13 protein-coding genes are annotated in these 23233 nt (G+C 70.8%); 8 read left to right on the forward strand and 5 right to left on the reverse strand.

The features are described 5' to 3' along the window. Positions 1-96: 96 nt before the first annotated feature. Complete coding sequence (locus OV427_RS46910; RefSeq protein WP_267863588.1) at positions 97-1203, forward strand: isopenicillin N synthase family dioxygenase; 1107 nt, start codon at positions 97-99, stop codon at positions 1201-1203. A 521-nt stretch (positions 1204-1724) separates the two neighbouring features. Continuing rightward, the gene (locus OV427_RS46915; protein WP_267862768.1) at positions 1725-4322 is read left to right on the forward strand and encodes a response regulator; all 2598 of its coding nucleotides are present in this window, start codon (positions 1725-1727) and stop codon (positions 4320-4322) included. On the opposite strand, the gene OV427_RS46920 is transcribed toward OV427_RS46915, so the two are convergent. Continuing rightward, a complete protein-coding gene (locus OV427_RS46920; RefSeq protein WP_267862769.1) occupies positions 4314-5144 on the reverse strand; it encodes a LytR/AlgR family response regulator transcription factor in 831 nt (276 codons plus the stop codon). The genes OV427_RS46915 and OV427_RS46920 overlap by 9 nt on opposite strands. Then, positions 5137-6291 (reverse strand): sensor histidine kinase, encoded by a 1155-nt coding sequence (locus OV427_RS46925; RefSeq protein ID WP_267862770.1) that lies wholly within the window; start codon positions 6289-6291, stop codon positions 5137-5139. The genes OV427_RS46920 and OV427_RS46925 overlap by 8 nt, the downstream gene beginning before the upstream one ends. Positions 6292-6389: 98 nt before the next feature. Between OV427_RS46925 and OV427_RS46930 the strand changes: the two genes are divergently transcribed. After that, positions 6390-7712: a hypothetical protein gene (locus OV427_RS46930; protein ID WP_267862771.1), complete on the forward strand. Its 1323-nt coding sequence runs from the start codon at positions 6390-6392 to the stop codon at positions 7710-7712. A 45-nt stretch (positions 7713-7757) separates the two neighbouring features. Here OV427_RS46930 and OV427_RS46935 read toward each other — a convergent pair whose 3' ends face one another. After that, on the reverse strand, positions 7758-9605 hold the full coding sequence (locus tag OV427_RS46935) for an SBBP repeat-containing protein (protein ID WP_267862772.1): 1848 nt from the start codon (positions 9603-9605) through the stop codon (positions 7758-7760). 300 nt (positions 9606-9905) lie between these two features. On the opposite strand from OV427_RS46935, the gene OV427_RS46940 reads away from it, so the two are divergent. Further along, positions 9906-11174, forward strand: coding sequence for an MFS transporter (locus OV427_RS46940; RefSeq protein WP_267862773.1), 1269 nt, complete (start codon positions 9906-9908; stop codon positions 11172-11174). A 152-nt stretch (positions 11175-11326) separates the two neighbouring features. Further along, positions 11327-14830 carry a pyruvate carboxylase gene (locus tag OV427_RS46945; protein ID WP_267862774.1) on the forward strand — a complete coding sequence of 1168 codons (3504 nt, stop codon included), beginning with the start codon at positions 11327-11329 and terminating at the stop codon, positions 14828-14830. A gap of 58 nt (positions 14831-14888) precedes the next feature. On the opposite strand, the gene OV427_RS46950 is transcribed toward OV427_RS46945, so the two are convergent. Further along, positions 14889-16136: a hypothetical protein gene (locus tag OV427_RS46950; RefSeq protein WP_267862775.1), complete on the reverse strand. Its 1248-nt coding sequence runs from the start codon at positions 16134-16136 to the stop codon at positions 14889-14891. A 176-nt stretch (positions 16137-16312) separates the two neighbouring features. Between OV427_RS46950 and OV427_RS46955 the strand changes: the two genes are divergently transcribed. The 3 genes from OV427_RS46955 to OV427_RS46965 all read left to right on the forward strand — a co-directional run bounded on the left by OV427_RS46955 (position 16313) and on the right by OV427_RS46965 (position 21914). Then, on the forward strand, positions 16313-19297 hold the full coding sequence (locus tag OV427_RS46955) for a serine/threonine-protein kinase (protein WP_267862776.1): 2985 nt from the start codon (positions 16313-16315) through the stop codon (positions 19295-19297). Between the two features lie 48 nt (positions 19298-19345). Beyond that, positions 19346-20950: a sigma 54-interacting transcriptional regulator gene (locus OV427_RS46960; RefSeq protein ID WP_267862777.1), complete on the forward strand. Its 1605-nt coding sequence runs from the start codon at positions 19346-19348 to the stop codon at positions 20948-20950. Positions 20951-21092: 142 nt separating this feature from the next. Continuing rightward, entirely contained in the window at positions 21093-21914 is an 822-nt protein-coding gene (locus tag OV427_RS46965) for a mechanosensitive ion channel family protein (RefSeq protein WP_267862778.1), read from the forward strand. A 35-nt stretch (positions 21915-21949) separates the two neighbouring features. Here the strand turns inward: OV427_RS46965 and OV427_RS46970 are convergent, their stop codons facing one another. Next, positions 21950-23128, reverse strand: coding sequence for a bifunctional methionine sulfoxide reductase B/A protein (locus tag OV427_RS46970; protein ID WP_324290038.1), 1179 nt, complete (start codon positions 23126-23128; stop codon positions 21950-21952). Positions 23129-23233 lie beyond the last annotated feature (105 nt).

Raw genomic sequence — 23233 nt, forward strand, 5'->3', positions numbered from 1 at the left:
GGGGCAGGTAGGAGGCGGTCGCCTCCCTGGCTGTTGGGGCCCATCCCCCACCAGGGTCTCCCCTTCGGGCCCGAGGAGCGATACACCTTGGCCACCATGGCCGAGACCTCTTCGCTCAACATCCCCACTGTCGACCTCGCCGACCTCGCGTCGGAAGACCCGGCGCGCATCGAGCGCGGCGCCGCGGCGCTCCGTGAGGCGTTTGGCGTCTTCGGTCTCGTGTACCTGAAGAACCACGGCGTCGACACGCAGGCCCTCAACCGCTACTACGACGCGTTCGCCGAGTTCATCGCCCGCCCCGCCGAGGCCAAGAAGCCCTACGGCCGCGCCGACATCTGGTACCAGCGCGGCTGGACGCCGCCGAACACCGAGGTTGCCGTCGCGGGCAACGGCCAGCCGGACTTCAAGGAGTGCTACTTCGTCGCGCCGTACCCCAACGACGAGCAGGCCGCCCTGGAGTTCCCCGAGCTGTACCCGGAGAACGTCTGGCCCCCGGACGCGCCCGCCTACTTCCAGGAAGGCCTGCTGCAGCTGGGCCGCTCGCTCCACGAGGCCGGACTGAAGCTCCTGCGCGGCGCGGCCCTGGCGCTGGGCCTGCCGGAGACGGTGTTCTCCGACTACTGCCAGCGCGCCCCGCACGTCACGCGAGCGCTCCAGTACCTGCCGCTCACCGCGTCGCAGGTGAACACGGACATCGTCTGGGGCGAGGAACACACCGACTTCAACCTGCTCACGCTGCTGCCCGGGGGCCGGTTCCTCGACCCGACCGGACGCGCGGCACCGGGCCCCGACAACAAGAGCGGCCTGTACCTTCGCACGCGCGCGACTGCGGAGGACCCGAAGGGGCAGATGGTGCGCGGCACCGCGCCCGCCGGCTGCATCGTGGCCCAGGTCGGCCAGCAGCTGGAGATCCTCACGGGCGGCACCTTCCTGGCCACGCCCCACGTCATCACCGCCCCGGGTGCGCCGGGCTGGCAGCGCCAGTCCGCCGCGCACTTCATGCACGTTCACACGAGCGCGGTGCTCTACCCGCTGCCGAAGTTCCGCACCCCCGACGCGGTCCGGAACTACGCGCCGCCGGTGCTCGCGGGCACGTACGACATCAAGACGCTCGTGGACATCGGCCTCGCGCCCCCGAGCGCGCTCGACAAACTGGGCTACCGCCACTACGACCGCCTCAACCGCCAGCGCTCCGAGTCGTAGGCGTCACTGATACACGAAACACAATCACAGCTCACGCAATCACAAACACAGACATTTTACGTCTGTGTTTTTGATTGCGTTTGAGCTTCGCTGCGTCCGGCGTGCCCCCATCCGGGGCACCTGTCGCTCGCGAAATTGACTGATAATCCGTTCATGTAGGCATTGCCACTCTCCGTGCCGCGCCAGCGCCGGTGCACGCTCGCGGCCCGCCCACCAGGACTAACTGAATATTCGTTCATGTAGGCGTTGCCCTCAGGGAGCCCTCTCCGGACCACGCCGCGCCCCCCGGAAAAATGGCTGAAGACTCGTTCATGTAGGCACGCCACTTACTGCATGGACGGCGGTGGGCGGTGGCGACTGTCATTGAGGCAACAGGTCCCTACGTCTTCAGGGCCTCCTGCTCAACGGTTCGAGCCATCTCGACTGTTCACCGTCGCATCGTGTGGCGCCCCCACGCTAAGGAGCCCCACGCCCGGCCGGCGCGGTCAGCAGCGGGACGACGAGCGCCACCTCCCAGCACGATGCCCGACCTCATCGACTTCAAGTCGCTCTTCGACGCCTCGCCGAATCCCTACATGCTGCTGGACCGCGAGCTGAGGTACGTCGCGGCCAACGCCGCCTACCTGCGGGTGACGGCGAGCCGGCTCGATGACCTCCTCGGGCGCTACGTCCTGGATGCGTTCCCGAACGATCCGGACGACCCCGAGAACGCCAGTGCGCGCCTGCTGCGGGAGTCCTTCAACCGGGTTCTCACGGAGCGTGTCCCCGACAGCCTCGCGCTGATTCCCTACCGCGTGCCCCGGGAAACGGACCAGGGCACGGTCCTCGAGGAGCGGTACTGGAGCGCCACCCACACGCCCATCCTCGATGCGGCCAGGGAAGTGGCCTTCATCCTCCAGCACACCGTGGAGGTCACCGAGCTGCAGCGGCTGAAGCAGGCCGTGCGGGATGCGGAGCAGGCGCGAGACCTAGCCCACGCCTCGCGGGAGCAGGACGAAGCGGGCGTCCTCCAGCGCGCCCGGTTCGTCCAGGAGGCCAACCTGACGCTGGACGCCGAGCGGCGCCACCTGCGCCGCCTCTTCGAGCAGGCCCCCGGCTTCATGTGCTTCCTCCGCGGTCGGGAGCACGTCTTCGAACTCGTCAACAAGGCCTACTCCCAGCTCGTCGGGCACCGGGAGATCATCGGCCTGCCCGTCCGGGAAGCGCTACCCGAGGTGGAGGGCCAGGGCTACTTCGAGCTGCTCGATGGCGTCATCACCACGGGCAAGGCCTTCGTCGGCCATGGCCTGAAGGCCCTCCTCCAGCGGCAGCCCGGCGCCCCGCTCGACGAGGTCTACATCGATCTGATGTACCAGCCCGTCATCGAGCCGGACGGTCGCATCTCCGGCATCTTCGTCCAGGGCCACGACATCACCGAGCAGAAGCGCGCGCAGGACGAGCTGCGCCGCTATCGCGACCACCTGGAGGACCTGGTCCGCGAGCGCACCCGCGCACTCGAGGACAGCGAGGCCGAGCGCCGACAGACCGAGGCCGCGTTGCGGCAGGCCCAGAAGATGGAGGCCGTGGGCAAGCTCACCGGCGGTGTGGCGCACGACTTCAACAACCTGCTCCAGGTCATCGGCGGCAACCTCCAGCTCCTGGACCGGGAGCTGGGCGGAAACGGTCCGGCCCGGCGGCGCGTCACCACCGCCATGGGCGCCGTCGAGCGCGGCGCCAGGCTCGCGGCCCAGCTGCTCGCCTTCGCCCGGCAGCAGCCGCTGGAGCCCACCGTCGTCAACCTCGGGCGCCTGGTGCGCGGCATGGACGACCTGCTGCGCCGCGCGCTCGGGGAGGACGTCGAGCTGGAGACCATCATCGGCGGCGGTCTCTGGAACACGTTCGCCGACCCCAACCAGCTCGAGAACGTCATCCTCAACCTGGCCATCAACGCCCGCGACGCCATGGAGAGCGAAGGCAAGCTGACCCTCGAGGCTGGCAACGCGATGCTGGATGACCACTACGCCCAGCTGCACCCGGAGGCTGCGGCCGGCCAGTACGTACTGCTGGCCGTCTCCGACACCGGCTGCGGCATGACGCCGGAAGTGATGGAGCGCGCCTTCGAGCCCTTCTTCACGACCAAGCCCGAGGGCCGGGGTACGGGGCTCGGGCTGAGCATGGTGTATGGCTTCGTCAAGCAGAGCGGCGGCCACATCAAGATCTACAGCGAGGTCGGCCACGGGACGACCATCAAGATCTACCTCCCCCGCTCGCTCCAGGTCGAAGTCGCGCGCACCGATACCGTCGTGGAACAGGTGGAGGGAGGCACGGAGACGCTGCTCGTCGTCGAGGACGACCCCGAGGTGCGCGCCACGGCCGTGGAACTGCTGATGGAGCTGGGCTACCACGTGCTCAAGGCCTCGGACGGCGTCAGCGCGCTCGCGGTGCTCCAGAGCGGCATCCCCATCGACCTGCTCTTCACCGACGTGGTGATGCCGGGCCCGCTGCGCAGCCCCGAGCTGGCGCGGCAGGCCCGGGCGCTGCTGCCGGATATCGAGGTGCTCTTCACGTCGGGCTACACGGAGAACGCCATCGTCCACGGCGGTCGGTTGGACCCCGGCGTCCACCTGCTGAGCAAGCCCTACCGGCGGGAGGACCTGGCCCGCAAGGTGCGCCAGTTGCTCCGGCCCCGCCAGCAGCGGCTCGCGGACCGCGAGGCGCTCGCGGCGGCGGCCGGGCGCACCGGGCCGGAGCGTGCTCCCTCGAAAGCGGCGCCGCTGCGCATCCTCTTCGTGGAGGACGACGAGCAGATCCGCCTCCCCGCGAGCGAGCTGCTGGAGAGCCTGGGGTACGACGTGCTGGCCGTCGCGACCGCGGAGGAGGCCCAGGAGGTGCTGGCCAGCTCGCACGTCGACGTCCTCTTCACCGACGTGAGCCTGCCCGGCATGTCGGGCGTTGAATTGGCGCGCCGGGCCCTCACCGCGGAACCCGGCCTGGGCGTCATCATCGCCTCCGGCCACGGCGGCGCGGTGACGCAGGCGAGCGGAGACGTGCTGGCGCGGGCGGTGGTGCTGCCGAAGCCGTACGACATCGCCCGGCTGGAGCGGGCCCTCGAGAAGATGGGGCGCTCGCGCTCAGAATGACTGTCGCAGCAGGGCCTCCACCGCGGCCTTGCGGCCGGGGCTCAGCCGCAGGCGCGTGTTGTCGCGCAGCACCACCACCCAGCCCTTGTCGACGTCCGGCTCCAGCTCGCGGATGCGCTCGACGTTGACGAGCGTGGAGCGGTGCACCCGCACGAAGCGGCGCGGGTCCAACCACTGCTCCACCTGGTTCAGCGTCTCGCGCAGCATGGGGCTGCGGCTGCCCGCGTGCAGCACCACGTAGTTGCCCTCCGCCTCGCACCAGTCCAGCTCGTGCACCGGTAACAGCAGCACCTTGCCGTTCGTCTTCACGGCGATGCGCTCGATGTAGCCGCCCTCGGGTGGCGCAGGCACCGTGCGCTCGGGCTCCGGCGCGTGGCCCCGGTGGAGGTCGAGCAGCGCGGACAGCCGCTCCAGCAGCGCCTTGTCCCGGCCCTGGGCGCGCTGGCGTCTCGCGCGCTCCAGCGCCTCCTCGAAGCGCCGGTCGCCGAAGGGCTTGAGCAGGTAGTCGAGCGCGTTCGCCTCGAAGGCCTTCACCGCGTACCGGTCGAACGCCGTCACGAAGATGACCGGCGGCATCCGCTCCGGCCCCACCTCGCGCAGCACGCCGAAGCCGTCCACCTCCGGCATCTGCACGTCGAGGAAGACGAGGTCCGGCCGGTCGCGGAGGATGACCTCCACGGCCTCGCGTCCTCCCTCGCACTCGCGCACGTCCGTGACGTCCGGCGCACGGGCCAGCAGGTGCTTGACGTTGTCGCGCGCCAGCGGCTCGTCATCCACCACCAGCACGCGCCAGCCGGCCTGCTCTCCATTGCCCTCACGCACGGCTCCGCACCTCCTCGTCCGTCATGTCTTCACGGGACTGCACGAAGGGCAGCTCCACCCTCGCGAGCACGCCTCCCTCCGCCAGATCCTCCAGCGTCAGACCGTAGGGCGCACCATAGCGCTGACGGATGCGGTCTCGCGTGTTGGCCACGCCGATGCCCGTGCCCCCTGCCCCACCCGCCCTGAGCCCCGGGCCGTCATCGCGCACCTCCAGGCGCAGCACGTCGCCAACGCGCACGCTGCGCACGAGGATGTGGCCCCGGCCGGCGCGGCGCGCGGTGCCGTGCTTGATGGCGTTCTCCACCAGCGGCTGGAGGATGAGCGACGGCACGAGCGCGCGCAGCGTCCCGGGCTCCGGCTCCAGGCGCACCTCCAGGCGGCCGCCGAACCGGAGCTGCTCGATTCCCAGGTAGCGCCGCACCAGCTCCAGCTCCTCCTCCAATGGCACCTCGTGGTCGCCGCGCCCCTCCAGGCTCGCGCGCAGCAGGTGTCCCAGCTCCACCAGTGCCTCCACCGCTTCCGGGTTGCGCTGCTGGCGCACCAGGCCCGTGACGGCGTTGAGCGTGTTGAAGAGGAAGTGCGGGTCGAGCTGCGCGCGCAGGGCCCGCAGCCGGGTCTCCGCGAGCTGCACCGCGAGGCGCGACTCCGCCAGCTCCCGCTCGCGCGCCCGCCTCGCGGCCCGGAGCGCGGCCCAGGCGGCGAGGAAGAGCAGGTACTCGAAGTAGCCCACCGCACCGCGCGCCAGGAGCACCTCCCACAGGCCCGCCGCGAAGGACAGGCCGCGCGCGCTCCACTGCTGGAGCACGGCCATGACGGGCGCGAGGAGCAGCACGTGGAGCTGCGCGAAGCCCGCGCCGGCCACCAGCAACACGCCCAGGTGGCGCCCCAACCTGGGCCCCTCCGGAGGCACGCGTTGGAAGACGGCCAGCACCAGCGGGCCCAGGAGCGCCCAGGCGCTGTAGGGCACCAGTTCCAGGGCCAGCTTGAAGAGGAAGTCGCGCGGCTCCTGGGCATACGCGCGCATGGCATGTGGCAGCGCGCCCAGGGTGCCCGCCGCCATGCCGAGCGCCCACACCTTCAGCGTCGCGGACCACCGCGCCTGGCGCTCCGGGGCCTCCACCGTCTCCCATGCGCCGCCGTGGCTCATGACCTCTCGCACCCTCGATGGACCCAGCGTAGCGGACGAACCACCTCACGCGCCGTTCTCAAGAAGGGGGCTCCCTTGCGCTATGCTCTCGCGGCGCTGTGACTACCGGTACCCTGGGCTCCGAGCCCGAAGACGACCCACCCGCCCCGCCCACGCCTCCGTCCCGGGTGCGAGGAGGCACGCTGTACGTGGTGGAAGAAGAGGACGCCCCGGAACCGCCGTCCGGCCACCGAGCCACGCGCGGACTCCGTCCCTCCACGGTGCTCACCGCACTGCTGGTCGCGGCGGGGCTGGCACTGCCCGGAGTCGGCGCCTTCCTCCTGCGCCCTGAACCCGTGCCAGCCCCGGAGACGGCCGGCACCGGTGCCACCGGTGAATCTCCGGCGCGTCTCGCAGCCGCTCCTCCCAACAGCGCTGGCATGACCGGCGCGTCGCCTTCTCTTCCCGCGTCCTCGCCCATCAACAGTCCCGGCATCACCGGCGCGTCGCCTTCTCCCCTCGCGCCTGGTCGCACCAACGTCGGCGGCACCACGGGCGACTCCCGCGTCCCCAGAAACCGCCCCGCCACCAGCGCGTCGCCGGCTCCCCTCGCGCCTCCTCCCGCCAGACGACAGGACCTGGCCCGGCTCGACACACCCCGCACGGGACATGCGAGCGAGATGCTGCCCACCCACGACTTCCAGGAGGCGGAGCTGCGCGCCCTGCTCGACGACCCGAGCCAGCCCGCCGAGGAGCGCTCGGCCGTGGCGCTGGAGCTGATCGACGGCTACATCATCCGCAGACGCCCGCGCTCCCTGGCGCGGGAGGCGGAGCGCATCTTCCGGATGGACCTGCCCCGTCACCTGGGTCGGCTTCCCGCCGCGGAGGCCGGGTGGCAATGGATGAACGCGCTGTACACGCTGGGCCAACCGGAGAAGGTGCCCGAGGTGGGAGAAGCCTTCCTCCGGCGCTTCCCGGACAGCCCCCTCGCTTCCGCCGTCGACAGCCTCGCGAGGACCACCGCGATGAGGGTCGCCACCGAGCAGCGCGACCGGCAGGAGCAGGAGGCCTCGCTGCGCGAACTGGAGGCGAAACTGTCGATGGAGCGCGTCCGTCTCGAGAGCCGCGGCGAGCCCACCACGCGGGTGAGCTGGGAGCTCGCCTATGCACGCTGCGACAGGCCGGCGCATTCGCGCTTCCATGATGTCTCCGCCGTGACGTGTCGCGCCTTCTTCGACGCCTGGGCCCCCGGAGAGACCCGGGAGGAGCGCGTCGCGGTGCGAAAGGCCCGGGAGGCGGAGATCATCGCCCTCGTTGGCCTGCGCCGCTACGCCGCGGCCCGCGAACGACTGGCCGCGTTCCGCGCCGCCGACCCCGAGGGCGAGCGGCAGACCATCGCCAGCAACATCGTGGCCACCATTCCTTCCGGCGAGGAGGAATGACGGCGCGGCGAGCCCCGTGTTCCAGGCCGCCGCGCCGCGCTTCCACTACGGCTTCGGAATCTTCGTCACGAAGCCGTCGGGGTCTCCCATCACCGTGTTCCCACCGAAGTGCCCGCTGGTGAAGCCGCCGATGTAGAGGTTCCCGTCCCAGTCCACGGCCACCCCGTTGCTGTACACGCCCTCGTCCGTCCCGTTGAGCCGCGCCGCGTCCTGCTGGGCGACCCACGCCCGGGTACCGGCCACGTCGAACTTCGCGACGAAGTTGTGCACCGGTGCGCCAGCGCCCGCGACGTTGCCGATGTCACCCGAGCCGCTGCCCGTCAGGTACACGCCGCTGTCGTCGATGAAGAGCCCCGTGCCCCAGGTGTTGCCCGAACCGCCGACCTCCCGCGTCCACTGCCGCACGCCGGACGGGTCGTACTTCGTCACGTAGGCATCCCCGCTGGCTGTCGGGTTCGGATTGCCGTCCAGGCCGCCGCCGCTGGAGCCCGCGAGGTAGACGTTGCCCGACACGTCCACCGCCGAGCCGTACAGCGACACGCCCGCGCCGGCCAACCCGAGCTGCCGGGTCCACTGCTTGACGCCAGCGCCGTTGTACTTCACGACGAACATGTCCTGCGTCCCCATGCGCACGTTGCCGTCCAGGGCCGCGTCCGTCCAGCCAGAGACGTACACGTTCCCCGCGACGTCCGCGGAGGCCCGCCGCCCGTGCGTCCGCGTGCCCGCCGCGCCACCCACCTTCCGCGTCCACAGCCGGTTGCCGGCGGCGTCGTACTTCGCGACAAAGGCGTCCGACGCGCCGATGGCGGGATTGCCGTCCAGGGCGCCCTCCACCGTCCCGGCCACGAAGGCGTTGTCCAGGCCATCCACCGCCACCGCATACCCCTCCGTGCTGGAGCCCACGTTTCCGAGCTGCCGGGTCCACTGCCTCACGCCGGTGTAGCGGTACTTCGTCAGCAGGGCCTCCCGGTAGCCCGTCGTCGGAGTCCCGTCCACGGACCCGTCCGCGAAGCCGGCCACGTAGATCTCCTCCCACGTCCGGTTGCGCGCGACGCCGTAGCCCAGGGCGATGCCGCCGGGCGCGCCAATCTGCACCGACCAGAGCTTCGCCCCGCTCGTGTCCCGCGCCTGGAGGAAGGCGTCCATCAGCCCGATGAGCGGAGCGCCGTCCAGGCCCGGCTGCGTCATGCCCGTGACGTAGGTGCGCCCGGCCGGGTCGCCGACGATGTCATGCACGCGGGTGAAGCCCGCCGGCGCGCCGGTGGTCCGCGTCCACGCGGCCTGCTTCGTCGGGTAGGTCGCGGTGGTGCAGTTGAGCAGCTCCAGCTTCCCAATCGACACCACGACGATGCCGGAGCGCGTGTCGTTGTCGTCCGTGACGTTCAGCCGGTAGCGGGTGTACGCGCCGGGCGAGGGCACCGCGTACTCGCGCCGCTCGAAGCCCGCCCAGTTGACCTGGTTCGTCCGGGTATCCAGCACCACCCAGGCGGAGCCGTTCCAGCCCTCGAACGTCCACTGCTTGGGCGACCGCGTGGTGATGGAACCGTTGGTGTAGGTGATGGCGTAGCGCTGGATGGTCTTCGCCCCATTGAACCACTGGTAGCCAATCCACGCCGGCGTCTGATTCTCCAGGGAGAGCCACATGGAGTTGGTGCCGTCGAACGCCTGCCAGGCCTCATACGACGTGCTGAAGACCCCGGAGCGCGACACGAGGCCAGAGGGCGTGGAGGCCCCCGTCATGACAGGAACCATGTTCTCACAGGCCAGCGCCTGCTCCTGGCTGCCCAGCGCGGCCTCGGGGGACGGGGACGTCTCACCCCCGCAACCCGGCGCGGACACCAGCACCAGCGCGGACGACAGAAAGATGCTTTGGATGGACTTCAGGACTCTCACGATGCCTCCTCGGAGTCCGTGCGTGAATGCACGGAAACGCCCGAAGGCATACCGACGCCTGCCCATACGCCCGGTATCAATGTGATGAAACAGCCGGAGCCAGGGACGAAGCCGCCCCCAGAGGGGACGAAGCCCTGACGCCGCGCCGCGTCTTGACCCGCAGGGCGTCCCGGGCGGATAGCCTGTCTGTCCGGACCTGAATGCTGATTCATATCTCACGCGCCCTCGCAAGGGGCGGCACCCTCCCCGGCACGGTGCATGGCCCTTGCTCCACGACCCGTTAGGTCCCTTAATCCCCCTATGAAATTCCTGAGAGATCTCCGCTCGGTCCTGAATCTGACCGTCGTGGTCGCCGGGCTTGGGTACTTCGTCGACCTCTTCGACATCACGCTGTTCGGCGTGGTGCGCCGCGCGTCGCTCATCGACCTCGGCATCACGGACCCGGCGGAGATCCTCCAGAAGGGCCTGCTCATCTACAACGCGCAGATGGTGGGCATGATGTTCGGCGGGCTCATCTGGGGCGTGATCGGCGACAAGCGCGGGCGCCTCTCGGTGATGTTCGGCTCCATCCTCCTGTACTCGTTCGCCAACCTGGCCAACGCGTTCGTCTGGGACGTGAATGGCTACGCCATCTGCCGCTTCCTCGGCGGCGTGGGCCTCGCGGGCGAATTGGGCGCGGCCATCACCCTGGTCGCCGAGTCCCTGCCGAAGGACAAGCGCGGCCTGGGCACCACCGTCGTCGCCACACTGGGCATGCTCGGCATCGTCGCCGCCGCCTTCCTCGGCCAGCACCTGAGCTGGAAGACGGCCTACATCTCCGGCGGACTGATGGGCCTCGCGCTGCTGTTCACGCGCTTCAAGGTCTCCGAGTCGGAGCTGTTCACCAAGAAGATGGACCCGTCGCGCGCCAACCCCTTCCTCCTCCTGCAGGGCGGGCGCTTCCTCAAGTACATCTGCTGCATCCTCATCGGCGTGCCCATCTACTTCACCACGGGCATCCTCTTCACCTTCGCCCCCGAGCTGACGGCGGGCCTGGGCGTGCAAGGCACGGTGACGGCCGGCAACGCCATCCTCTACGGCTCCATCGGCCTGACGGTGGGCGACCTGCTCGCGGGCGTCTTCAGCCAGTGGCTCAAGAGCCGCAAGCGCGCGGTGGCCCTCAACCTCCTCGCGGGCTTCTCGCTGATGCTCCTCTACGGGCTCGTCCCCGGGCTCACCAGCACGATGGTGTACGTCCTCAGCTTCTTCATGGGCATCACCGTGGGCTACTGGGCGGTGCTGGTGACGATGGCGGCCGAGCAGTTCGGCACCAACATCCGCGCCACCGTGGCGACGACGGTGCCCAACTTCGTGCGCGGCTCGGCGGCGCTCGCGGCCACCGGCTTCGCCTGGCTCAAGGGCCTGGAGGGCCTCACCGTGGCGAACGCGGCCCTCATCGTCGGCAGCCTCTGCTTCGGCCTCGCGCTCCTCGCGCTGCTGCGCATCGAGGAGACCTTCCACCGCGACCTCGACTACGAGGAGACCGCCGGCAGCCCGCAGCCCGCCGCCCAGTCGCACTCCAGCACCTGACGCGGGCCGGGCACGCAGGTGCCCTTGCGTCCGATATCCGCCTGCCGCGCGCACCCCGGCCGGGCCACCCGTCGCGGATCAGCGCCCTAAAGGCGACGTTCCGTCCGTGAACGGTTGCGCCCGGGTGTGGGGAGTGACTAACAGCGCGCGATATGGCCCTCCCTCTCCTGAAGCCCATCCAGAAGGTGCTGTGCGCCAACCGCGGTGAGATTGCCATCCGCGTGTTCCGCGCGTGCAACGAGCTGGGCATCCGCACCGTCGCCATCTACAGCGACGAGGACCGCACCCACGAGCACCGCCACAAGGCGGACGAGGCGTACCTCGTGGGCCGCGGCAAGCGCCCGGTGGAGGCGTACCTCGGCATCGACGAGATTCTCGACGTGGCGCAGAAGGCCGGCGTGGACGCCATCCACCCGGGCTACGGCTTCCTGTCGGAGAACGCCGACTTCGCCGAGGCGTGCGAGCGCCGGGGCATCCGCTTCATCGGCCCGCGCTCGCCGGTGGTGCGGACCATGGGTGACAAGGTGGCCGCCAAGACGCTCGCCCAGAAGGTGGGCGTGCCGGTGGTGCCCGGTGTCACCCTGGAGGGCAACGACGCCCGGGTGCTGGAGCAGGCCCGCGCCTTCTTCACCCAGCACGGCGGCCCCGTCCTGGTAAAGGCCGCGCATGGCGGCGGCGGCCGCGGCATGCGCGTGGTGCGCGAGGAGAAGGAGTTGGAGGCGGCGCTTGCCTCCGCGCGCTCGGAGGCGAAGAGCGCCTTCGGCTCGTCGGCGGTGTTCCTGGAGAAGTTCCTGGAGCGCGTGCGCCACATCGAGGTGCAGCTGCTCGGCGATTTGCACGGCAACCTCGTGCACCTGCACGAGCGTGACTGCTCGGTGCAGCGCCGCCACCAGAAGGTCATCGAGATTGCCCCCGCGCCCAACCTGTCCCCGGTGCTGCGCACCGCCATCTGCGACGCGGCGGTGCGGCTGGCGCGCGAGGCGGGCTACTCCAGCGCGGGCACGGCCGAGTTCCTCGTCTCCGGCGACACGTACTACTTCATCGAGTGCAACGCGCGGCTCCAGGTGGAGCACACCGTCACCGAGCAGGTGACGGGAGTGGACCTGGTGCAGAGCCAGATTCGCATCGCGGAAGGCTACCGGCTGGACTCGCCGGAGGTGGGCATCCCCTCGCAGGAGGCCATCGTCCCGCGCGGCTACGCGGTGCAGCTGCGCGTCACCACCGAGGACCCTGCGAACAACTTCATGCCGGACGCGGGCGTCATCACCGCGTGGCGCGCGGCCCATGGCTTCGGCATCCGGCTGGACGGCTCCAACGGCTACACGCAGGCTCACATCTCGCCGTACTACGACTCCATGCTGGTGAAGGTCATCGCCTACGCGCCCACGTTCCAGGGCGCGGTGATGAAGGGCCAGCGCGCGCTGCGCGAGTTCCGCATCCGCGGCGTGAAGACGAACCTGCCCTTCCTGGAGAACGTGCTGCACCACCCCGCCTTCCAGAAGGGCGAGACGTACACGCGCTTCATCGACGAGACGCCGGAGCTCTTCCAGCTCGCGCCCCGGCGGGACAGGGCCAGCAAGCTGCTGCACTACCTGGGTGACGTCATCGTCAACGGCCACCCCACCATCAAGAAGCACCAGCGACTCAAGCCCACGCAGTTCCTGGAGCCGCGCCTGCCGGTGACGCCGTCCGAGCCCGTGCCGCGCGGCACCGCGCAGATCCTCGCGGAGAAGGGCCCCCGGGGCCTGGCCGAGTGGGTGCTCGCCCAGAAGCGCGTGCTGCTCACCGACACCACCATGCGCGACGCACACCAGTCGCTGCTGGCCACGCGCATGCGCACCCGCGACGTGCTGCGCGTGGCGCCGGCCACCGCGCACCTGGCATCGGACCTCTTCAGCCTGGAGAGCTGGGGCGGTGCGACGTTCGACACCGCCTACCGCTTCCTCAACGAGGACCCGTGGGCCCGCCTGCGCGCGCTCAAGGCCGCGGCGCCAAATCTCCTGCTCCAGATGCTCCTGCGCGGCGCCAACGCCGTGGGCTACACGAGCTACCCGGACAACGTGGTGGAGGCCTTCATCGACGAGGCGGCCGAGGCGGGCGTGGACGTCTTCCGCATCTTCGACAGCCTCAACGACCTGGGCAGCATGGAGGTGTCCATCCGCCGCGTGCTCAAGACGGGAAAGGTGGCGGAGGTGGCCATCTGCTACACGGGCGACGTCGCCAACCCCAAGCGCAAGAAGTACACGCTGGACTACTACGCGGACCTGGCGAAGCGCATCGAGGACTCGGGCGCCCACTTCCTGTGCATCAAGGACATGGCGGGCCTCCTGCGCCCGCGCGCCGCGGCCATGCTGATGGACAAGCTGCGCGAGGTGACGCGCCTGCCCATCCACCTGCACATGCACGACACCGCGGGCAACGGCATCGCCAGCTACCTGGAGGCCATCGAGCACGGCGTGCACATCGTCGACGTGGCACTTGGCAGCATGGCGGGGCTCACCAGCCAGCCCAGCCTGAACGCGCTGGTCAGCGCGCTGCGTGGCCACCCGCGCGAGACGGGGCTGGCCAACGCGCGCCTGCAGCCGCTGGCCAACTACTGGGAGGACGTGCGCGAGTACTACGCCCCCTTCGAGAGCGGCCTCAAGAGCACGACGAGCGAGGTCTACTACCACGAGATTCCGGGCGGTCAGTACTCCAACCTCCGGCCCCAGGTGGCGGAGATGGGGCTGCTGGGCCGGTGGAACGACGTGAAGGACGCCTTCGCGCTCGTCAACGCGCTGGTGGGGGACATCCCCAAGGTGACGCCGTCATCGAAGATGGTGGGCGACTTCGCCATCTTCCTCCTGAAGAACGACCTGGCCGTGCGCGGCGCGGACATGGGTGACAGCGCGGCGCTCACCCGCGCGAAGCTCATCGCCGAGGCGCCGCGCCTGGACTTCCCCTCCAGCGTGGTGGGCTACTTCCGCGGCGAATTGGGCCAGCCGCCCAATGGCTTCCCGGAAGATTTGCGCGCCGCGGTGCTCAAGGGCCTGCCGCGCGTGGAGGGCCGGCCGTCCTCCAACATGCCGCCGCTGGACCTGGGCAAGCTCCAGCAGGAGCTGTCCCAGAAGGCGGGCCACCCGCTCACCCGCGTGGATGCCATCTCCGCCGCGCTCTACCCGCGCGTCATGGCGGGCTTCCTGGAGGACCAGGCGAAGTACGAGGACGTGTCCATCCTCGACACGCCCAACTACTTCTACGGCATGGAGGTGGGTCAGGAAATCTGGGTGGACATCGAGCCGGGCAAGACGCTGGTCATCAGCCTGTCGGCCGTGGGCGAGCCAGACGATGACGGCTGCCGCACCGTCTACTTCGCGCTCAACGGGCACAACCGCTCGGTGCTGGTGAGGGACCGCAGCCTCGCGGCGAAGGTGGAGGCCCGCCGGCAGGCGGACCGCTCCAACCCGAACCACGTGGCGGCGAGCATGCCGGGCACCGTCATCGCCCTGCACGTCAAGCCGGGCGCGCGCGTGGAGGCCGGCGCGCCGCTCGTCACGCTGGAGGCGATGAAGATGGAGACGGTGGTCCGCGCCCCTCGCGCCGGCACCGTGGCGGAGGTGGTGCCCTCGCTCAAGGGCGCGGTGCAGGGCGGTGATTTGCTCGCGGTGTTGCAGTAGCCGTCACGGCCGCCGCCCCCCACGCACAGGCGTCGGGGGCGGCGCGAGCCTCCGGCCGTCAGCAGTCCTGGCCGTACTGCTCCTCGAACACCAGCACGCGGTGCGACTCCGGGAAGAAGATGACGTCCAGCTCCCAGATCGTGCACGCGTCCGGCCACGTCATGTACCCGAACCGGTAGCCGCCCACCTGCACGCTCTCCGTGCCGTTGCTGTACTCATTGAGCAGGTCCGGGGCCAGCGAGTTGAACTGGGGCCGCAGGTGAAAGCGCGTGAAGTCCGCGTAGCTCATGGCGTCGAACTGCGAGCCGTAGAGCGCATAGCTCTGGGAGATGGCGGCCACCGCCTCCACGGCCTTGTCCAGGCTCGGCGGCAGGGCGTGGTTCCACGGGAAGGAGTAACCGTGGGCCGCGCCCTTGCACATCTCGTTCTGGCCGCAGGCGGTGTTGATGGACGCCAGCTCCGCCTGGAGCCCCGCGCTCAACGGCTGGGCGCTGAGGGATAGCGAGTACAGGCCGTAGCCCACCGTGTAGTGGTTCAGGCACTTCGACCACATCCACTGCGTCCACTGCGCCTCGCCACCCGCGCACCACGCGGGCTTGAAGGGGTTCGCCGCGTAGCAGTTGTTCTCGTAGATGGTGTGCGAGTCATCCGCGCCGAAGCACCGGCTGAAGGCCTCGTCGGTGGGGACGCCCTCGGCGTTCCAGTGGGACATGCAGTCCTCGACGTAGGGCCCCACGCGGGCCGTGTCGCACGTGGCGTACACGGCCGGGTCCACCGCGTTGCAGGTGCCATTGAGACAGTCGAGCTGGAGGCGGAACTGCTTGCCCACGCCCGTGCCGGTGCTGACGACGACGAGGTACTCACCGCCCTGGGCGAAGGTCACGGACGCGAGCTTGCTGAGCTGGCCGTAGCCGGACTCGTCGTCCTGCGCCAGCACGGTGGTGCCATAGCTGCCGCTGGTGTTCTTCGGGCCGTACACGAAGAGGCCCGTGTCCAGGTACATGCTGCTGCCCAGGTGCGTCACCTCCAGCTTCGCCTGCGCGCCGGCGCTGACGTTGATGCCGAAGGAGAAGTACTGCGGGTTCATCGTGAAGGTCGTCTGCACCGCGCCGGGCACGGGCACCTGGCCCATGTACGTGGTGCTGTCGAGGATGTTGCCGCTGGCTGGCGCGGGGGGCGCGTAGAGCACGCCCTGCGTCACGGTGTCGACGGTGGAGGACTCCGCGTCCACGGGGGCTTCGGTGGGAGCGCAGGCGCCCAGGAGGAGCGCGGAGAACAGCCAGAGGGACTTCGGGGAACGGCGCATGAACGAGCCTCGTTGATTGGGGTGTCGGGGTAGGCCCACTTCCGCCCCACGCCGCCGCCCTACCCGCCCGGAGCAGGCCGCGCGCAGCATAGGACGGCAACCATTGAATTCCCGACAACCGTGTCAGCCCTTACGCGGGGTATGGCCGCACGCAGGGGCGATGTACAGTCGTGGACATGAGTCCTCTTCGGCCCAGGGGGGCGACCGACGTCAACGCTCCTGAAGAGACGCTCACCCTGGGGGGGCCACCCTCCGCCCCGGGTCGGGAGGGATCCGCGCACCCGACGCCGGGCGACACGCACGACACCGTCCGCCCGGGGGGCGCCATCGCCTCGCCGCCTCCGGGGCGGGTGCTGGCGGAGCGCTACACCGTGCTGGACATGCTGGGCCATGGCGGCATGGGGCTCGTCCTCTCCGCCTACGACGTGCGGCTCAACCGGCGCGTGGCGCTCAAGGTGCTGCGCCCCGTCTGGGGCCTCGACACGAGCGAGGACGCCCAGGTGCGCCTGCTGCGCGAGGCCCAGGCCATGGCGCGGCTCAACCACCCCAACGTGGTGCACGTCTACGACTCCGGCCGGCTGGAGGACGAGTCCGTCTTCATCGCCATGGAGTACGTGGAGGGGCGGACGCTGCAGCAGTGGATCCGCCAGCAGTCGCGCCCCTGGCGCGAGGTGCTGCGCGCCTTCCTGGACGCGGGCCGGGGCCTGGTCGCCGCACACGCGGCGGGCCTGGTGCACCGCGACTTCAAGCCGGACAACGTGCTCGTCGGCGAGGACGGCCGCGTCCGGGTGACGGACTTCGGCCTCGCGCAGGCCGTGCACGGCGCCGGCCTGGAGGACGCGGCGCCGGAGGCCCCCGCGGCGCCGTTGCCGAGGACGTTCATGGAGCCGCTCACCGAGTCCGGGAAGGTGCTCGGCACGCCGCGCTACATGGCCCCCGAGCAGCTCCAGGGCCACGCCGTGGACGCGCGCAGTGACTTGTACGCCTTCTGCGTGGCCCTCTACGAGGCCCTCTACGGCGTGCGGCCCTTCGCGGGTGACACCTTCATCGCGCTGCTCGACGCCCGCGCCGCCGAGCGCATCATCCCCCCACCGCCGCACAGCGACGTGCCCGCCTGGGTGGCGCGCGCCGTGCTGCGCGGACTCAAGGCGGACCCGCTCCAGCGCCCGGGCTCCATGCGCGAGCTGCTGGCGGAGCTGGAGAACGACCCGGAGCAGCGGCGGCGGGCCCGCTTGCGCGCGGGGGCGCTCGCGGGCGGCGTGGCGCTGCTGGGCGTGGCGGCCGTCTGGGGCTGGGTGCGCCAGGAGACGCCCGCCTCCGCCTGCGTCGGCATGGACCAGCGCCTGGAGGGCATCTGGGACGCACGCCTGGGTGCGCAGCTGGAGCAGGTGATGGTGGGCACGGGGCTGCCGCAGGCGAAGGACACCGCCGCCCGCGTGGCCCGGATGCTGAATGCCTACTCCGAGGAGTGGGTGAAGCAGCGGACGGAGGCGTGCGAGCTGGCGCGGCAGGACGGCGCGGCGCAACCCCAGCGGCTCGCGGCGCTGCGCGAGTACTGCCTGGAGCGGCGGCGCGGGCAGCTCGGCGCGCTCACCGACCTGCTCGTCAAGGAGTCCGACGCGAAGCTGGTGGACACGGCCGCGCAGGCCGTGCAGTCGCTGCCGTCCTTGAGCGACTGCGCGGACACGCGCCTGCTCACCGCCGCCGTGCCGCCGCCCGAGGACCCGGCGGTGCGCGCCCGCGTCGAGGCCTTCCAGCCCCTGGAGGACCGGCTGGAGGCGCTCCACCGCGCCGGCCGGTACAACGAGGGCCTGGCCCTGGCGGAGGAGCTGCGGCCCCGGCTGGTGACGCTGGGCTACCCACCTGCCCAGGGACAGGCGCTCTTCTGGCACGCGATGCACCGCGACGGGGCCGGCGACTACAAGGGCGCGGAGCTCCTGCTGCGCGAGGCGCTCATCCAGGCAGCGCAGGGCCGGGACGCGGTGCTGGAGTCGCGGGCCTGGAGCTTCCTCGTCACGGAGGTGGGCGCGCGACAGTCCCGCTACGCCGAGGCCGCGTGGCTGGAGCTGGCGATGATGGCGTCCGCGGAGCGGCTGGGAGACGAGCAGCTCCTCGCACTGGCGCTGGAGACGGTGGGCAACGTGCGCTGGATGACGGGCGACTACGCGCACAGCCGCGAGTCCTACGAGCGCGCATTGACGCTCCTGGAGCGGTCCCCGAAGCCGGAGCGCCTCAACCTGTCGCGCGTGCTCAACGGCCTGGGCAACGTCCTCATGGACCAGGGGCGGTACGCGGAGGCCCGCGGGCACTTCGAGCGGGCCCTCGAGCTGAAGGAGGAAGCGCTCGGCGCCGAGCACCCGGCCATCGCCGTGACGCTGAACAACCTGGGCATCATCCACGAGGAGCTGGGCGAGTACGCGCAGGCCCAGAGCCTGTACGAGCGCTCGTTGGCCATGCGGCGCAAGCTGCTGGGCCCCGAGCACCCCATGGTGGCGTCCTCGCTCGCCAACCTGGGCGACGTCCTGCTCGCCCGCGGCCGCCTGGAACAGGCGCTGGAGCACCACGAGCGCGCCCTCGCCCTGAGGCGCGAGACACTGGGCGACGCGCACCCCAGCGTCGCCCACTCGCACGCCAGCATCGGCGAGGTGTGGGCCGCGATGGGGCAGGACGCGCGGGCGCGCGAGGAGCTGGAGCGCGCCCTGGCGCTGCACGAGAAGGTAGCGGGTGGAGACCCCTCCGACGCCGCCCAGGTGTCCGCGCTGCTGGGCCGCACGCTGGTGAGGCTGGGCCGCTGGGATGACGCCGCCCGCCAGCTCCAACGGGCCCGCGACACCGGAGAGCGGCAGGCGGCCGCCGACCCCCGACTCCTCGCCCTCGCGCGGCTCGGGATGGGCGAGCTGAGCCTGGCCCGCCACCAGCCCGCCGTGGCAGTGCCCCTGCTGGAGCAGGCTCTCGAGCACATTCCCATCCGCGCGCGCACCGAGGCCCGGTGGGCGCTGGCCCGGGCGCTGTGGGAGGCGAACGCCGACCGCGCTCGCGCTCGCGAGCTGGCTTCCCAGGTCCGCGAGGATTACGGAAATATTGGTCAGGAGCGGAAGGTCACCGAGATATCTCAGTGGCTTTCGTCACATCCCCCCTCCACGGCCGCGGAGATCCGATAAGCCGTCGTAGGGATTGCTGATACAGGACGAGGAGCCTCGGGAAGGACCATGCAGCAGAAGATCTCCGACGACATGTCGCAGACCGCCGAGCACTCGCATGGACGGGAGACTCCCGCCCAGCGCGTGATTCCTGCGCTGACCGTCATGTCCCATCCGCATCCCCAGCGCATCGGCGAGCAATTGCTGCTGGAGACGCTGGCCTCCTCCGGGAGGACGGCGTCCCTGTCGCGCAACGCGCCGGAGTTCACCCGTCCGGGCGGGCTGGTGACGCAGCCGCTGGGGGACCCGTTCATCAGCCGCACGCCCATCCAGCTCGAGCCGGGGCCGCGGGGTGCCCTGCGCCTCGTGGTACCGGAGGGCGGGACGCGGGTGTGGGTGGCGGATGCGCCCGTGCAGGGCGTCCGGGAGTTCTCCCTCGAGGAGCTGACCGCGGGCGTGCCGCTGGTGCTCGCCGAACGCGTGGTGCTGCTGCTCCACCTGGCCGCGAGCCACCGCGAGCTGACGAAGGCGGACCTGGGCATCGTCGGCCAGGGCGAGGGCATCCGCCAGGTGCGCGAGGACATCGCCCGTGTCACCGACCTGAACGTCCCCGTGCTCATCCGCGGCGAGACGGGCACGGGCAAGGAATTGGTGGCGCGCGCCATCCACGAGCAGGGCCCCCGCCGCGCGGGTCCCTTCGTGAGCGTCAACCTGGGCGCGCTGGCCAAGGAGCTGGTCTCCGCCGAGCTGTTCGGCGCGCAGAAGGGCGCGTACACCGGCGCCACACGGGACAGGGAGGGCTTCTTCCGCGCCGCCCAGGGCGGCACCCTCTTCCTCGACGAGGTGGGCGAGGCTCCGCCCGAGGTCCAGGCCGCGCTGCTGCGCGTGCTGGAGACGGGCGAGGTGTACCCGGTGGGCGGCCACACGCCGGTGCCCGTCGACGTGCGGCTCGTCTCGGCCACGGACTCGGACCTGGAGGCGCGCATCCAGGAGCGGCTCTTCAAGGCACCGCTGCTGCACCGGCTCGCGGGCTACGAAATCCACATGCCGCCCCTGCGCGCGCGCCGCGAGGACATCGGTCCGCTGTTCATGTACTTCGCCCGGCAGGAGCTGGAGACCACCGGGGACTCCGGGCCGCTGTCGGCCACGGACCCGCGTGCGGAGCCGTGGCTGCCCGCGACGCTGGCCGTGCGGCTGGTGCGCTACGGGTGGCCCGGCAACGTGCGCCAGCTTCGCAACGTCGTCCGGCAGCTCATCATCGGCAGCCGGGGCCTGCCGCACCTGCGCGTCGACGCCCGCCTGGAGCAGACGCTCGACGCGGACGCCATGCCCGTCCCCGGGCGGGAGCCGGCCTCCACGCCAGACGGCGGCGAGGCGAAGGCCCCGCGCCGCAAGCCGTCCGAGGTCAGCGAGCAGGAATTGCTGGAGGCCCTGCGCGCCTGCTCCTGGGACCTCAAGGCCACCGCGGACTGGCTGGGCATCCCCCGCCCCTCCGTCTACGTGCTCATCGACAAGAGCTCCCTGCTGCGCACCGCGAGGGACTTGAGCCCGGAGGAAATCACCCGCTGCTTCCACGAGTGCGAGGGCGACCTGGACAAGATGGTCCAACGGCTGGAGGTCTCCAAGCGCGCCCTCCAGCGCCGCCTGCGCGAGCTGGGGCTGGGCGGCTCCTGACGCGTCAGCCCACCCGGTGGGTGAGAGACCGGACACGTCAGCCCGGGCCGCTCCTGGCCGGGTGATGAGGCCCGGCTCCTGGAATTTCGGGGGCTTGCGGGATTGGGCGTCGTGGCCCGGGGCCTGCAAATATGGCCGGCCCATGGACGCCATCATCGCTCAATTGCAGTCATTGGCCCTGACCTCGGCCCTCCCCTACCTGCTCAAGGCGGTGGGAGCGCTGGTGCTGTGGTTCGTGGGCCGTACCGTCATCAACGGGTTCCGGCGCGTGCTGAACCTGGCCCTGCAGAAGCGCCAGCTCGACGCCACGCTCATCCGCTACATCGAGTCGCTGTTCGCCGGCTCCCTCACGCTGCTGCTGCTGCTCGGCATCCTGGGGATGATGGGCGTGGAGACGACGTCCTTCGCCGCGCTGCTGGCGGCGGCGGGCATCGCGATTGGCACGGCCTGGTCCGGCCTGCTCTCCAACTTCGCGGCGGGTGTCTTCCTGCTCGTGCTGCGCCCCTTCCGCGTGGGCGATGAAATCTCCGCCGCGGGCGTCACCGGCGTGGTGCAGGAGATTGGCCTCTTCGCCACCACGCTCGACACGTCGGGCAACCTGCGCATCTCCGTGGGCAACAACCGGCTGTTCGGCGACAACATCATCAACTTCACCCACCACCCGCATCGGAAGATCGTCGTCAATCTGCCGCTGCTCTACGGCGGTGACCTGCGCCTGCAGATGCGCGCGCTCCTGGAGATGGTCTCCACGCAGCCTGGCGTCCTGCAGCAGCCCGCGCCCGCCATCGAAGTGGCGGAGTTCACCGCCCTGGGGCCGGTGCTCGGCATCGGCGTGCACTGCAAGCCGACCCAGGCCACGGCGGTGCATGCCGCCGTCGCGGGCGCCGCCGCGGACTTCCTCGTCGCCTCCGGCTACTCCGTGGCGGTCGACACGGCCCGCCAGCTCACGGCAAAGGTTGGCTGAACCGCCCGCGCACGGCCCGAGCGGCCCAGGTCAGCTCAGTCCCGCAGGTAGTGGCAGGTGTAGCCGCCCGGGTTCTTCTCCAGGTAGTCCTGGTGGTACTCCTCGGCCGGGGTGAACTCGCCGGCCGGGGTGATTTCGGTGACGACGGGGCGCTTCCACTTGCCGGAGGCGTTGACGCGGGCCTTCACCGCCTCGGCCACGCGCCGCTGCTCGTCGGACAGGTAGAAGATGGCGGAGCGGTACTGGGTGCCCATGTCGTTGCCCTGGCGGTTGAGCGTCGTCGGGTCGTGCATGCGGAAGAACCACTTCTCCAGCAGCGTCTCGTAGGTGAGCACCTTCGGGTCGAACACGACGCGCACCGACTCCGCGTGCCCGGTGTCGCCCGAGCTCACGTCCTCATAGCTCGGGCGCTTGAAGGCGCCGCCGGTGTAGCCGACGTCCGTCTTGAGGACGCCCGGAATCTTCCGGAGCAGGTCCTCCATTCCCCAGAAGCAGCCTCCCGCCAGCAACGCCGTCTCCGTGGCCGCCGCGGGGGCGGTGAACTTCGCCGCGCCGGCCGCCGCCTTCGGAGCCGCGGCCGCAGCGCTCGCCGCCGCCGTGCGGCCGAAGTGCGACAGCCACGCTCCGTAGCCCTCCTTCTCCAGGTCGGTCACCGGGATGAAGCGCAGCGACGCCGAGTTGATGCAGTAGCGCAGCCCCGTGGGCTTCGGCCCGTCCTCGAACACGTGGCCCAGGTGGGAGTCCCCGGCCTTCGAGCGGACCTCCACGCGCACCATGCCGTAGCTCACGTCCCGCTTCTCCACGACGCGCGTGCCGTCGACGGGGCGGGTGAAGCTGGGCCAGCCGGTGCCGGAGTCGAACTTGTCGCGCGAAGAGAAGAGCGGCTCTCCCGTGGCGACGTCCACGTAGAGGCCCTCGGCGTGGTTGTCCCAGAAGGCGTTGTGGAAGGAAGGCTCGGTGGCGCCCTCCTGGGTGACCTCGTACGCGAGGGGCGAAAGGGTGCGGCGGAGCTCCGCGTCCGCGGGCTTCTCGTAGCGGCGGGTGTCGTTCACGGTGGACCTCGGGGTGGGGGCCGCGCTGGCGCCGGGGGCGGCCCCGCGTGCCTCGGTGCACGCGGCCAGCACGGCGAAGAAGGCCAGGGCGACGGGAAGGAGCCGGCGCGCCACCGGCGGAGCGCGGCGGGACGGGGGGGGGATGGCGGCAGCGGGCGACATGGATTCGGCCTCCGGGCACGCCGGGTGCGTGCGGGTTCTCCCGCCTGTACGCGCGAGGTCCGAATCAGGTTTCAGCGGTTGGCACCGCCCACACTGCCCGCGTGG

The sequence above is a fragment of the Pyxidicoccus sp. MSG2 genome, assembly GCF_026626705.1.
Classification (GTDB): Bacteria; Myxococcota; Myxococcia; order Myxococcales; family Myxococcaceae; genus Myxococcus.